Source organism: Caballeronia sp. LZ032 (assembly GCF_031451315.1).
Lineage (GTDB): Bacteria > Pseudomonadota > Gammaproteobacteria > Burkholderiales > Burkholderiaceae > Caballeronia.
On sequence record NZ_JARUXP010000004.1, the window covers coordinates 81,846 to 94,269 of the forward strand.

Genomic DNA, 12,424 nt, shown 5'->3' on the forward strand with positions numbered 1-12,424 from the left:
CCGTCGCATGTTCATTTGCGGGAAGCACGACGCGCTCCCGCATGTCCTCACCGTTGCAATGAATGAAGTAAAATCCGGCTCCCGCATCGTCTCACCTCAGGCGCGCGCAGGCGCGTCGAGCGGCACGCGCCTTGCTTAATGCGAAGCAGGCGGACAGCGACGTCGGCCGTGCCCCTTAGCCCTCTCCAGAAGCGAGCCGACTCCATGCCTCAAGCTCCCGGCCCGCGCCGGCCTCCCGCCAAGATCCTGCCGCCCGAGGCGCCGGGCGTGCGCGCGCTGGCCTCGCTGATTACCGGAGTCGTCGTGATCTGCGCGCTGTACTTCGGGCGCGCGGTGATGATCCCGATCATTCTCGCCATCCTGCTGAGCTTCCTGCTCGCTCCGTTCGTCGATTTCCTGCGCCGCCTGCGCTTCGGCCAGGTGCCTTCGGTGATCGTCGCGGTGGTGGTCGCGCTGTCGGTGCTGACGGCCGTGGGCGCGTTGATCGGCGCCCAGGTGGCGCAACTCGCCGGCGATCTGCCGAAATACCAGGTTGCCGTCGAGCGCAAGGTCGATGCCGTCCAGCGCGTCACGGTAGGCCGCGCCGACGAGTTCCTGGGCCGCGCGTCACGCGCCTTGAAGCGGATCTCGCCGGCCCGTGAGCAGGAGCAGAAGAACGAGGACAACCCGGCGTCGTCGCCCATCGACCAGCCGATGCCCGTCGAAGTCCACGAGCCGACGCCGACTCCGCTCGAACTCGCGCAGCGCTTTCTCTCGCCGGTCATCAGTCCGCTGGAAACCACCGGCATCGTGCTGGTGGTCGCGGTGTTCATCCTGTTGCAGCGTGAGGATCTGCGCGACCGCCTGATCCGCCTGTTCGGCTCGCGCGACCTGCATCGCGCCACCACCGCCATGGACGAGGCCGCGCGGCGCCTGTCGCGCTATTTCCTCGCGCAGCTCGGCATCAACATGGGCGTGGGCATTGTGATTTCCATCGGGCTTGCGATCATCGGCGTGCCGGGCGCGCTGCTGTTCGGCGTGATGACCGCGCTGTTGCGCTTCGTGCCGTATGTCGGGACGTGGATCGCGGCGATCGTCGCCGTGGTCTTCGCGGCGGCCGTCGGGCCCGGCTGGGCGATGCTCGTCTGGACCATCGTGCTGTTTGGCGTGACGGACATCGTCGCGGGGCAGGTGGTCGAGCCGCTGCTATACGGGCACAGCACCGGTCTGTCGCCGTTCGCGGTGATCGTCGCGGCGATTTTCTGGAGCTGGATCTGGGGGCCGATTGGCCTCGTGCTCTCGACGCCGCTCACGCTCTGTCTCGTGATTCTCGGCCGTCACGTGGACCGGCTGGAGTTCCTCGACGTGCTGTTCGGCGACCGGCCCGCGCTCACGCCCGCCGAGAACTTTTATCAGCGCCTGCTCGCGAACGATCCCGACGAAGCGCTGGTCCAGGCCGAAACGCTGCTGAAGGAGCGTTCGCTGATCGCGTATTACGACGAAGTCGCGCTCGAAGGCCTGCGCTACGCGCACAACGACGTACTGCGCGGCGTGGTGACGGCGGACCAGTTGCGGCGGATCAACGAATCGGCGCTCGACATCATCGAAGGTCTGGAAGACGCCGCCGATACAGCCGTGACCGCGATTCCGAAGGAAGACCTGCCCGCGAGCTTCGAATCCCCTGACGAGAGGCCCGCGCTCCGGCCAGAAATGCCGCCCGCGCGTTTCGATCCGGAGAAGGAAGGGCACACGGCGTCGGTGCTGTGCATCGCCGGGCGCAGCGAACTCGACGATCTCGCCGCGACCATCGCCGTGCAGCTGTTCCGCAAGCACGGCCTGTATGCCGATCTCGCCGGCTACGAGCGCTTCTCGCGCGGCCGTTTCGGCGAAGTGGACCTGTCGGGCGTGATGATCATCTGCGTCGTGTCGTTCGACGCAGCCGAATCGCCGCCATATCTGCGCAACCTGCTGCGCCGGCTGCATCAGCGCGCGCCGGTGGCGGAGCTGATTGTCGGACTGGTGTTTCCGGATCGCGAGCTGCAGGGCGAAGTGCTGGTACGGACGAGTTCGGCGGCGGTTTCTTTCCGGGAACTGGTGGAGGCGTGCGTGGCCGCCGCGCGCCGTCAGACCACCGATGGCGCGCCGTGGGCCGGCCTGCGCGGCGCCGATGGCGAAGCCGCGCTCAACGGCCCGCCCGCGCCCAGCGACGCCCGCGAGGATGTGCCCGAACTGCGCAACGCTTGATGCCGCAGCTCAGCGGTTGCCGTCGAAAAGATCGTTGAGCATGGTGTCGAAGGCGGCCTGCGCGTCCTCGAGTTCCTGAAGCGCGGCGTCGAAGGTTTGCAGCGCCATCTGTGACGGACGGCCGTCGCCTTCGGGCGGAAACTGGGTTTGCAGCGCCAAGAAGGCGGATTGCACCTGGCGCGTGGCGTTGACGATACGTTCCATCGCTCGCGCTTCTTCCGCGCGATTGTTCTCTGCGGTCATCGGAGACACTCCTCGTGGGTCCTGCTTCGGCAATGCTCCGATAGTACCAAGCCATGCGGGTTTCGCGTTCCCGCCACGGCTGCGGTCCGCTTAGACGCGCGCGACGGTGAAGAGCCGCACGGCTTCGTCGAGCACCACGGCGCGCTCCGCGAGCCGTTGCGCCGTGGCCGCCGCCTGTTCGACGAGCGCCGCGTTCTGCTGGGTCGAATCGTCGAGATGGGCGACGGCCTGATTCACCTGCGCAATGCCGTCCGCCTGCTCGCCGCTGGCCTTCGCGACTTCCATGATGATCGTCGACACGCGGTTCACGGCCTCGTCGATGGCGCGCATCTGGCTCGTCGTGCGCGTGACGAGGCTCGTGCCTTCCGCGATCTGCGCGACGCTCGTCGCCACCACGCCCTCGATTTCCTTCGCCGACGCCGCGCAGCGCTGCGCGAGATTGCGCACCTCGGTTGCGACGACCGCGAACGAGCGGCCCGCCTCGCCCGCGCGCGCTGCCTCGACGGCCGCGTTCAGCGCGAGGATATTGGTCTGGAAGGCGATGCCGTCGATCACGTCGGTGATGTCCGCGATGCGCCGCGACGCCGCCGTGATGCCTGCCATCGTCTGCTCGACCTGGCTCGCGATGCGTCCGCCGTCGTCGGCTGCGGCCTGCGCTTCGCGGACGAGTTCCAGCGCGCGCACGGTGGCGTCGGCGTTGCCCTGCACGGTCGTGGTGAGCTGGTCCATCGTCGCGGCGGTCTGTTCGAGCGAGGCCGCCTGCATCTCCGTGCGGCGCGACAGATCCGTGTTGCCGCTCGAAATTTCGTTGGCGGCGTCGAGCATGCCGCCAATCTGCCCGCGCACGTCGAACACGATGGCCGCCAGGTTTGCCTTCAACTGGCCGAGCGCGCGCTGGACGTCGCCGAGATCGTCGTGGCGGGCATCGGGCATGTCGACGGTCAGATCACCGGCGGCCATGCGCGCGGCAAAGCCGGACATCGTGCGCACGGGCGCATCCACCTGTCGCGACAAGGCGAGCCAGCCCGCCAAGCCGACCACCGCGCCCGCGCCGAGCGCGTACCAGAAGGGCAGCGGCGGCGCGCCGTGCCAGCCGGCCAGCGCGGCAAGCAGCATCGCGACGGGCATGGCCGCGAAGCCCAGTCCCAGGCGCGCGCGGACCGGCAGGTTCGCGAGCGCCGCGAGCTGTCCCGCGAAGCCTTTTCTCACGAGCGCGCCACGCACCAGCCGGTGCGACGCATCGCCGGTCTTCAGTTGCGCGTACAGCGTGGCGGCTTCGCGCACTTCGTCGCGCGTTGGCTTCACGCGCACCGACAAATAGCCGACCACCGTGCCGTGCTCCATGACCGGCGTGACGTTCGCGCGCACCCAGTAGTGATCGCCGTCCTTGCGGCGATTCTTCACCAGCGCGGTCCAGGACCGTCCGGCGCGGATGGTCGCCCAAAGATCGGCGAACGCTTCGCGCGGCATGTCGGGATGGCGGATCAGATTGTGCGGCTCGCCAATCAGCTCTTCGCGCGAAAAGCCGGAGACGGAAACGAAGGCGGGATTGCAGTACTGGATGTTGCCGGAGAGATCGGTGGCGGAGACGAGCATCTCCGAGGCGGGAAATTCGAACTCTTGCTGGGTAATGGGCTGATTGTTGCGCATGATGTCCTTGCTTCGTTCTCGATGCGCGCCGTTTGTCGGGAGCGGCGCGCCGTGACTTACAAGGACATAACGGCTATATCCCCACGATCTTGAGGGGAATCCGAGCAAAACGCTCAAGTGCAGCGGGCTTTATGCCGATAACGCGCGCCCGCCGCGACGCGCTTTTTATTGCGCGCTCCAACCGCCATCGATCTGCAGCGCCGAGCCGCGCATCTCGCTGGCGGCATCGGAACAGAGGAATACGGCCATGTCGCCGATCTGCTGTGCCGTCACGAATTGCGCCGACGGCTGCTTGTCGCCGAGCAGCTTGGTGCGGGCGGCATCGGCGGAGAGCGACTCGCGGGCGGCGAGATCGTCGATCTGTTTCTGCACCAGCGGCGTCAGCACGAAACCCGGGCAGATGGCGTTGACCGTCACGCCGCTGCGCGCGTTTTCGAGCGCGGCCACCTTGGTCAGGCCGAGAATGCCGTGCTTCGCAGCCACGTAGGCCGACTTGCCCGCCGAGCCCACCAGCCCGTGCACCGACGCAATGTTGATCACGCGGCCCCAGTTGCGCGACCGCATCTGCGGCAGCGCGACGCGCATCGTATGGAACGCCGAACTCAAATTGATCGCGATGATGGCGTCCCAGCGGTCCACCGGAAACTCGTCGATGGTCGCCACGTGCTGGATGCCCGCGTTGTTCACGAGGATGTCGAGGCCGCCGAACGTGTCGTTCGCGAAGGCGATCATCGCTTCGATCTCGTCCGGCTTGGTCATGTCCGCCGGGTGATGCACGGCTTTCGCGCCGGCTGCCTCGATCTGCTTGAGCGCGCCTTCGACATCGCCGAAGCCGTTGAGCACGAGGTTCGCGCCCGCGCGGGCCAGCGCCGTCGCGATGCCGAGACCGATGCCGCTCGTCGAGCCGGTGACCAGCGCCGTCTTGCCGGCGAGCGAAGTGTTCGATGCGGTTTGAGTCATACGCGGTGAATTTCCTTCGGTTGAATGTGGACTTCCGCGGAAGTGTGCGGCGTCGTGTGCGCGACGTGAATTGGGGTTGCCGTGGGTAAGGCGGCGGCAACCCGGCGCATCAGACGAGGCCGGTCAGGTAGTAGACCGTGATGACGAAGAACACGGCGAGCGTCTTGATGATCGTCACCGCGAAGATATCGCGATACGACTCGCGGTGCGTCAGTCCGGTCACCGCCAGCAGTGTGATGACCGCGCCGTTATGCGGCAGGGTGTCCATGCCGCCGGACGCCATCGCCACCACGCGGTGCAGCACTTCGAGCGGAATGTGCGCGGCCTGCGCGCCGGCGATGAACGTATCGGACATCGCGGCCAGCGCGATGCTCATGCCGCCCGACGCGGAACCTGTGATGCCCGCGAGCGCGCTCACCGAAATCGCTGCGTTGACGAGCGGGTTCGGGATGCTCTTGAGCGCATCGGACACGACCAGAAAGCCCGGCAACGCCGCGATCACGCCGCCGAAGCCGTATTCGGAGGCCGTGTTCATCGCGGCGAGCAGCGCGCCCGCGACCGCCGCGCGCGTGCCCACGGCGAAACGCTCTTTCACCCGACCGAACGCGGTCAGCAGCACGAGCACGATGCCGAGCAGCAGCGCGCCTTCGACGGCCCAGATCGCGACGACGGTCTTGACCGCCGTCGTGACGGGCGCGTGGATGCCGGGCAGCACCTCAGGCGCGACCGTGTAGCTTGCGCCGTACCACGTGGGAATCCACTTGGTCAGCGCGAAGTTGGCCACGCCGACGAGGATCAGCGGCGCGATGGCCAGCATCGGATTGGGCAGCGAGGTCGACTCGACGCGTTCCGGTTCATTCACGAGCGACGTGCCGTAGCCTTCGCCCTTGGCCATCGCCGAGCGACGGCGCCATTCGAGGAACGTCAGGCCCACCACGATGATGAACACCGAGCCGATCACGCCGAGCCAGGGCGCGGCCCAGCCGGTCGTCTTGAAGAAGGTGGTCGGGATGATGTTCTGGATCTGCGGCGTGCCGGGCAGCGAGTCCATTGTGAAGGAGAAGGCGCCGAGCGCGATGGCGCCGGGCATCAGGCGCTTCGGGATATTGCTCTGGCGATACATCTCCGCCGCGAACGGATAGACCGCGAACACGACGACGAACAGCGACACGCCGCCATAGGTGAGCAGCGCGCACACAGCGACGATCACCGCATTGACGCGCGACTTGCCGATATAGCGGATCGCCGCGGCGACGATCGACTCGGAGAAGCCCGACAGTTCGATCACCTTGCCGAACACGGCGCCGAGCAGGAACACGGGGAAGTAGAGCTTGACGAAGCCGACCATCTTCTCCATGAAGATGCCGGAGAACACGGGTGCGACGGCGGCGGGATCGGTGAGCAGGACGGCCGCGAGCGCGGCGATCGGGGCGAACAGGATGACGCTGTAGCCGCGATAGGCGGCGAGCATCAGGAACGCCAGGGCGGCGAGCACGATGAGGAACGACATTGAGTCTCCGTGAATGGTTTGTTCTTGAACGTCCCGTGCGCCTTTTCTGGAAGCGCCGGAGGCCGTTTCGGCGCGGGTGACGCGCCGCGCGGGCAATTGCAGCTTTCGTGCCAGATCATGCGCAGCAAGGCGGGACGCGCTTCCGGCGAGCATGCTGGCGCACTATTTCAGGACGATGTCTCCGATTCGGGACGAATCGAAAGCTGCAATTTTCCATTCGAGGCAGCTTCATTCGTTCGAAACTAGTGTCAATGCGGATTGCACGTCAGTCTCCGAATTGAGATAGTCAGTCTCGAAAACGAGATGAGGAGACATGCACGGCATGCGCAACGACTGGATCAACGTCCCTGCGGACTATAGCGCCGTGATGCGTCGCGCGATGGAATCGCTGTTCAAGACCTTCGAGAATCTGAGCGAAGGCACCTTCATCGTCGATGCGGACGCACGCGTCGTGTGGATCAACAAGCGCTATGCGGCGCGCTTCGGCTTCGAGGATCCGCTGGACGCCATCGGTCTCGACTGCGAAAGCGTGATCCCCAACAGCCTGATGCGCGAAGTCGTTGCGACCGGCAAGCCGATCCTGCTCGATGTGCTGGAAACCGATCGTGAGCCGCTCGTCGTCACCCGTCTGCCGCTCAAGGACGAGGCGGGCACGACCATCGGCGGGATTGGCTTTGCGTTGTTCGACGAAATGAAGGCGCTCACGCCGCTCTTCGCGCACTATGCACGCGTGCAGCAGGAACTGATCGCCACGCGGCAGTCGCTCGCGCAGGCGCGGCGGGCGAAGTACACGTTTTCGAGTTTCGTCGGCACGAGTCCGGCGAGCCTCGAAGTCAAGCGGCAGGCGCGGCGCGCGGCACTGGTCGATTCGCCTGTGTTGTTGCTAGGCGAAACCGGCACCGGCAAGGAACTGCTCGCACACGCGATTCACGGCGCCTCGACGCGCGCCGGCAAGCCGCTCGTCACGGTGAACGTCGCGGCGATTCCGGACACGCTGCTCGAAGTGGAGTTCTTCGGCGCGGCCGCCGGCGCCTACACGGGCGCGGAGCGGCGCGGACGCATCGGCAAGTTCGAACTGGCCGACGGCGGCACGCTCTTTCTCGACGAAATCGGCGACATGCCGCTGCCGCTCCAGGGCAAGCTCCTGCGCGTGCTGCAGGACAAGGAGTTCGAGCCGCTCGGCTCGAACCGCATCGTGCGGGCAGATGTTCGTATCATCGCGGCGACCTCGGCGGATTTGCCCGCGCTCGTCGCGGCGGGGCGCTTTCGCGCGGACCTGTTCTATCGTCTGAATGTATTGACCATCCACGCACCTCCATTGCGCGAACGGCTCGACGATATCGAGGCGCTCGCCTACGCCATTCTCGAAGACCTTTCGGCGGATACGCGTCCGGGGCATGTCGGCCACTTCGTGCTGCACAAGGACGGCTTGCGGCTGCTCGAGGCGTATCCGTGGCCTGGCAACGTGCGCGAACTCCGCAATACGCTTGAGCGCGCGCTGATGCTGTCGGAGTCGCAGCACATTGACGCGCGCACGCTGAGTACGTTCATCGATGCCAATCGCGTGGTGCTCGCGGCGCAGTCAGAACCCGCCGTGACGGACAATCCCGAACCGCCGCTGCTGTCCCACGCGGACGCGATGGCGGACTTCGAGCGCCGCTATCTGTCAGATGCGCTGCGCGCGAGCGGTGGACGCGTGGCGGATGCGGCGGAGCGGATCGGCATCGGGCGCGCAACGCTCTACAAGAAGATCGCGGCGCTGGGGATTGCTGTCTGAGGCTTGCCGCGCACAACTACAGGGGCGCGAAAGCTCCGCGTGGCATACTCGCGAAATCGAAAATAACGACCAAGAATCAAAGGGGTAAGGGATGAAGATCGGCACGGCAATCGGCCTTTCAGTCATGCTCGCAGGCAGTGCGTGGGCGCTCGCCGGATGCAGCAGCGCGCCGCCGCTGTTCTCCGCCGATGGACGTCCCACGCAGCAGATCCAGTGCCCCGGATACGGCGGCTGGCGCAACTGCACCGACAACGCGAAGGCGCTCTGTCCGAGCGGTTACGATGTCCTCGATCAATCCACCGACAACAATCAGAACACGCTGCTCGTCGCCTGCAAGGCGGGCCAGTAAGCCTTCAGGGTTCAGTCGTGCTGCGTCTCGCGCAGCATCGTGGTGTCGTAGCCGAGCGCCTGCGTCCGCGTCATCAGCAGCCGGCGCAGTTCCGCCGATGGCTTCGCATCGCGCGTGAGAATCCACAGATAGCGTCCGCTCGGCTCGCCGACGATCGACCAGGAATAGTCGTCGGCGTGATCGAGGATCCAGTAGTCGCCGACATAGAACGGCCCGAAGAACGACACCTTCAGCTTGGTGCCGTTCGAGCCCGGCACGACCTTCGCCCGTCCTTCGGCGGAACGATAGGGGCCATCAAGCCCGCCTTGTCGACAGCCGTTGATGACCGACACGAGGCCATCTTCGCGCCGCGCATAGTTCGCCGTGACCGCTTCGCAGTTACGTTCGAAGCGGTTCTCATAGCGGGCGAACTCGTGCCAATGACCCAGATAGCGATCGAGATCGACCGCTTTCGACGGCTCCGGAACGTGTCCGTTGCCCTTCTTGCGCGCGCCGTTCGATGCGCACGCGGCCAGCGCGCCTATACCGCCGATCAGCACGAGCGCCGCAGCGCCCCAAGCCAAGGCTTTCTTCATTGTCATGTCGCTTCAACGCGTTAAAAGTGTTCGAAAAACAGGGATGCAGCAAGCTTCGTTCCGAATCGCGATGCTCCCGAAGATCCTCACCTTTCACGCGATTCAAACCGCTTGATGAGGTCCCGTGCGCCTCCCGCAGAGCATGAATACGCCTGAATGTGCGGGAAAATGGCGGTTTCGGGGAGCTCGGACGATCGCGGCGGCTCACCTTTCGCGACGTCCCGAATTCCCTCACCTCAAGCCGGATGGATCGCTCGGCGCACGTCGACTCGTCCTTTTGCCCGATTGCATATCGTCACGACGAACGGCGAAGCCCGGGTCTCCGCGCTCAATTTAATGCGTTCTGAAACAGAGACTTGCATTGCGTACTTAAACATGGGAATCAGCTTGATCGAATATTTCGATATCCGTACGGATAAAGCTGGAGTGAGTCGCCTTGGCACCACGCCACTCACCGTTGCCGCACTCCCGCAACGTCTCACCTTTTTGACTCGCGGTATCCTCTCGCACCTTCCCGGACACGCTCGTCACCGCCTTGCTCACGCCGCTCTTCACCATCATCTTGCCCGTCTTCGGTCTGATCTTTGCCGGCTACGCGTGCCGCAAACTTAACAAGCTGGGGCCGTCGGCCGCTTCGGAACTCAATCGCTTCGTCGTCTATCTCGCGCTGCCCGCGCTACTCTTCGACATCATGGCAAGAACGCCATGGGCCTCGCTCGACCAGCCCGCGTTCATCGCCGCGTTCGGCATCGGCTCGGCGGTCATCTTCATCGCGACACTCGTCGTCCGCCTGCTTCAGGCGCGGCCGCTCGCGGACGCGAGCATCGACGGACTCAACGCGGCGTATCCGAACAGCGGCTTCATCGGGCTGCCGCTCTGTCTGCTTGCATTCGGCGACGCGAGTCTTGCACCTGCCGTCATCGGGATGATCATGACGGTGTGCGTGTTGTTCGCCATCGCGATCGTGCTGATAGAACTGGGGCTCCAGCGCGAAAAGCATCCATGGGCGACGCTCGTCAATGTCGCGAAGTCGCTCGCGAAGAATCCCTTGCTGATCGCGCCGCTGGCGGGCGCGGTGATGAGTGGCGCCGGCGTGCATGTGCCGCAGGGCGTCGAGGCATTGCTGAAACTGCTCGGCAATGCGGCCAGTCCGGGTGCGCTCGTGGCGCTCGGCCTGTTTCTCGGCGCGAAGACCGGCGCGCACGACAAGCGGACCATCGGCGCGCTCGTCATGCTCAAGCTGATCGCGCAGCCGTTGCTGACGTGGTGGCTGGCGTTTCATGTGTTCGAGCTGCCGCCGCTGTGGGCGAAGACCGCCGTGATCCTGAGCGCGCTGCCGACCGGCACGGGGCCGTTCATGCTGGCTGAGTTCTATCGGCGGGAGGGCGGCGTGACGTCGAACACGATTCTCGTCTCGACCGTCTGCTCGCTCGTCACCGTGACCGCCTGTCTGACGATGCTGCTTTAAGCCCATGCCGCAGCGGGGGCAAAAAAACGCCCGGCGCGGGTGCGTCGGGCGGAACCACCTTCTGTTCGATGGTGGAGGAGGGAGGGCTCAGACTGGCTTCCTCTGAATATGCGGCGCGAACGATCAGCGCGTGGTGTGGCCGTTGTCCGCATCGGCGCGCAGTTGCTGCGCATGGCGTTCCTGATACGGCCGCAGTTGCGGATAACTCAGGGCGTTGACGGCGTCCAGATCGCCGGCGCTGCGTGCGCTCGCCAGTTCCGCTTTGACTTCCGCGCGCGTCTTGCCACCGTATGCCGATTGCGCGAAGGCCGGAGCCGTCGCGAGCAGCGCAGACAACAGCACACCGCCGATCAACGTAGTTTTGGCGTTCCTCATGTCAACTCTCCTGATTCCGTTCCTGCGCCGGGTGACGCTTGAGGAAAAGTCTAGAAGGAAACCTATTGGACAAAAATACCGATTGAGCCAACACATTGTTGTCGAATGCGATTGAATGGCTGGCCCATGATTGTTGCGACATCAGTAACGATAAACCGGTCGCTTACGCATTTGTATGCAGAAGCTTCACAGATCGGGCTGAATCGGCGGTCAAAGCGCAACCTGACGCAAACTTGATTCGACCTATCAAATGATCCCGGTTTTTGTCACATTGATTGCTTCGCGGGCGGCCTTTGCAGCAGCAGACGCCACGCGAGCAACATTCTTGCAGCGCGGCTAGATCATCAGCCCGCCCCGTGCTGCGACGTCCTCTCCAGCCGAAGAGCGGTCTAATTCGCGCAATCGAATCCGCAGTTGATTCGTTTGCGCGAGGCGCTTTGTTTCGTTTGCGTATCAAAACTAAACGCGCCGTAGGCTTGCGTTCAACTTATCCACAGTTTCTGTGGATAAAGATGGGGATAGAGGGGCGCGAACCGCGTCGCAGTGCGGTCCGAACTGGATTGCTCAATTCTTCGCAAAAATAGGCGCACGACGAAATCCAGGCGTTTTCAGCTTTCATGCGATCCGCCTATCATGAGGCTCGCGCGCGTCATCTTCGACCGCGCATGCGGACCGCTGAATGGGTCCGTGCCACCTACCTTTGGATCCTTTGACGGGGAGATCTCATGGCCTTGAAGATCGCGGTGATCGTAGGAAGCCTGCGGCGCGAGTCGTTCAACAAGCAGCTCGCGCACGCACTCGTATCACTTGCACCGGACGATTTCTCATTCGAGTTTCTCGATATCGGCAGCCTGCCGCTGTACAGCCAGGACTACGACAGCGATTACCCCGAGCCCGCGCGCGCGTTCAAGCAGAGGATTGCGGAAGCCGACGGGCTGTTGATCGTCACGCCCGAATACAACCGCTCGATGCCCGGCGTGCTGAAGAATGCGCTCGACTGGGGCTCGCGGCCGTGGGGCCACAGCGTGTGGGGCGGCAAGCCGGGCGCGATCATCGGGACCTCGGTGGGGGCGATCGGCACGGCGATCGCGCAGTCGCATCTGCGCGGCGTGTGCGCCTACCTCGACATCGCGCTGATGAACCAGCCGGAGATGTACATCAAGCACGATGACAAGCGCATCGATGCCAGCGGAAAAATCCTCGCGGACGACACGCGCCAGTATCTGCAAAGCTTCGTGGACAAGTATGTCGCGTGGGTGCGCGAGCGCGCGGCGGCTTGATGGCGGACGCGCGC

11 protein-coding genes are annotated in these 12,424 nt (G+C 64.7%); 5 read left to right on the forward strand and 6 right to left on the reverse strand.

Features of this window, described 5'->3' with window-relative positions; genetic code table 11:
• The first annotated feature begins 204 nt into the window (after positions 1-204).
• Entirely contained in the window at positions 205-2,223 is a 2,019-nt protein-coding gene (locus QCE69_RS28345; protein WP_309925458.1) for an AI-2E family transporter, read from the forward strand.
• A 9-nt stretch (positions 2,224-2,232) separates the two neighbouring features.
• Here the strand turns inward: QCE69_RS28345 and QCE69_RS28350 are convergent, their stop codons facing one another.
• The 4 genes from QCE69_RS28350 to QCE69_RS28365 all read right to left on the reverse strand — a co-directional run bounded on the left by QCE69_RS28350 (position 2,233) and on the right by QCE69_RS28365 (position 6,586).
• Positions 2,233-2,466 (reverse strand): hypothetical protein, encoded by a 234-nt coding sequence (locus QCE69_RS28350; RefSeq protein ID WP_061120011.1) that lies wholly within the window; start codon positions 2,464-2,466, stop codon positions 2,233-2,235.
• A 90-nt stretch (positions 2,467-2,556) separates the two neighbouring features.
• On the reverse strand, positions 2,557-4,116 hold the full coding sequence (locus QCE69_RS28355) for a methyl-accepting chemotaxis protein (protein WP_309934303.1): 1,560 nt from the start codon (positions 4,114-4,116) through the stop codon (positions 2,557-2,559).
• Between the two features lie 165 nt (positions 4,117-4,281).
• Positions 4,282-5,076 (reverse strand): 3-hydroxybutyrate dehydrogenase, encoded by a 795-nt coding sequence (locus QCE69_RS28360; RefSeq protein ID WP_309934304.1) that lies wholly within the window; start codon positions 5,074-5,076, stop codon positions 4,282-4,284.
• Positions 5,077-5,185: 109 nt separating this feature from the next.
• Positions 5,186-6,586 carry a GntP family permease gene (locus tag QCE69_RS28365; protein ID WP_309925466.1) on the reverse strand — a complete coding sequence of 467 codons (1,401 nt, stop codon included), beginning with the start codon at positions 6,584-6,586 and terminating at the stop codon, positions 5,186-5,188.
• Between the two features lie 322 nt (positions 6,587-6,908).
• Between QCE69_RS28365 and QCE69_RS28370 the strand changes: the two genes are divergently transcribed.
• On the forward strand, positions 6,909-8,363 hold the full coding sequence (locus tag QCE69_RS28370; protein ID WP_309927468.1) for a sigma 54-interacting transcriptional regulator: 1,455 nt from the start codon (positions 6,909-6,911) through the stop codon (positions 8,361-8,363).
• 91 nt (positions 8,364-8,454) lie between these two features.
• A complete protein-coding gene (locus QCE69_RS28375) occupies positions 8,455-8,712 on the forward strand; it encodes a hypothetical protein (protein WP_404985754.1) in 258 nt (85 codons plus the stop codon).
• An 11-nt stretch (positions 8,713-8,723) separates the two neighbouring features.
• On the opposite strand, the gene QCE69_RS28380 is transcribed toward QCE69_RS28375, so the two are convergent.
• Positions 8,724-9,287, reverse strand: a complete 564-nt coding sequence (locus QCE69_RS28380; RefSeq protein ID WP_409021243.1) for a lipocalin family protein — start codon at positions 9,285-9,287, stop codon at positions 8,724-8,726.
• Between the two features lie 535 nt (positions 9,288-9,822).
• On the opposite strand from QCE69_RS28380, the gene QCE69_RS28385 reads away from it, so the two are divergent.
• The gene (locus QCE69_RS28385; RefSeq protein ID WP_309934307.1) at positions 9,823-10,755 is read left to right on the forward strand and encodes an AEC family transporter; all 933 of its coding nucleotides are present in this window, start codon (positions 9,823-9,825) and stop codon (positions 10,753-10,755) included.
• A 123-nt stretch (positions 10,756-10,878) separates the two neighbouring features.
• Here QCE69_RS28385 and QCE69_RS28390 read toward each other — a convergent pair whose 3' ends face one another.
• Positions 10,879-11,130 (reverse strand): DUF4148 domain-containing protein, encoded by a 252-nt coding sequence (locus QCE69_RS28390; protein ID WP_309925472.1) that lies wholly within the window; start codon positions 11,128-11,130, stop codon positions 10,879-10,881.
• 725 nt (positions 11,131-11,855) lie between these two features.
• Between QCE69_RS28390 and QCE69_RS28395 the strand changes: the two genes are divergently transcribed.
• A complete protein-coding gene (locus tag QCE69_RS28395; RefSeq protein WP_309925474.1) occupies positions 11,856-12,410 on the forward strand; it encodes an NADPH-dependent FMN reductase in 555 nt (184 codons plus the stop codon).
• The last annotated feature ends 14 nt before the right edge of the window (positions 12,411-12,424 follow it).

What these genes read in the sequence shown, in the direction of transcription:
- QCE69_RS28380 (WP_409021243.1), bottom strand. Translation starts at nt 9,287, where the DNA reads ATGAAGAAAGCCTTGGCTTGGGGCGCTGCGGCGCTCGTGCTGATCGGC.
- QCE69_RS28395 (WP_309925474.1), top strand. Translation starts at nt 11,856, where the DNA reads ATGGCCTTGAAGATCGCGGTGATCGTAGGAAGCCTGCGGCGCGAGTCG.
- QCE69_RS28355 (WP_309934303.1), bottom strand. Translation starts at nt 4,116, where the DNA reads ATGCGCAACAATCAGCCCATTACCCAGCAAGAGTTCGAATTTCCCGCC.
- QCE69_RS28345 (WP_309925458.1), top strand. Translation starts at nt 205, where the DNA reads ATGCCTCAAGCTCCCGGCCCGCGCCGGCCTCCCGCCAAGATCCTGCCG.
- QCE69_RS28375 (WP_404985754.1), top strand. Translation starts at nt 8,455, where the DNA reads ATGAAGATCGGCACGGCAATCGGCCTTTCAGTCATGCTCGCAGGCAGT.
- QCE69_RS28350 (WP_061120011.1), bottom strand. Translation starts at nt 2,466, where the DNA reads ATGACCGCAGAGAACAATCGCGCGGAAGAAGCGCGAGCGATGGAACGT.
- QCE69_RS28360 (WP_309934304.1), bottom strand. Translation starts at nt 5,076, where the DNA reads ATGACTCAAACCGCATCGAACACTTCGCTCGCCGGCAAGACGGCGCTG.
- QCE69_RS28370 (WP_309927468.1), top strand. Translation starts at nt 6,909, where the DNA reads ATGCGCAACGACTGGATCAACGTCCCTGCGGACTATAGCGCCGTGATG.
- QCE69_RS28365 (WP_309925466.1), bottom strand. Translation starts at nt 6,586, where the DNA reads ATGTCGTTCCTCATCGTGCTCGCCGCCCTGGCGTTCCTGATGCTCGCC.
- QCE69_RS28390 (WP_309925472.1), bottom strand. Translation starts at nt 11,130, where the DNA reads ATGAGGAACGCCAAAACTACGTTGATCGGCGGTGTGCTGTTGTCTGCG.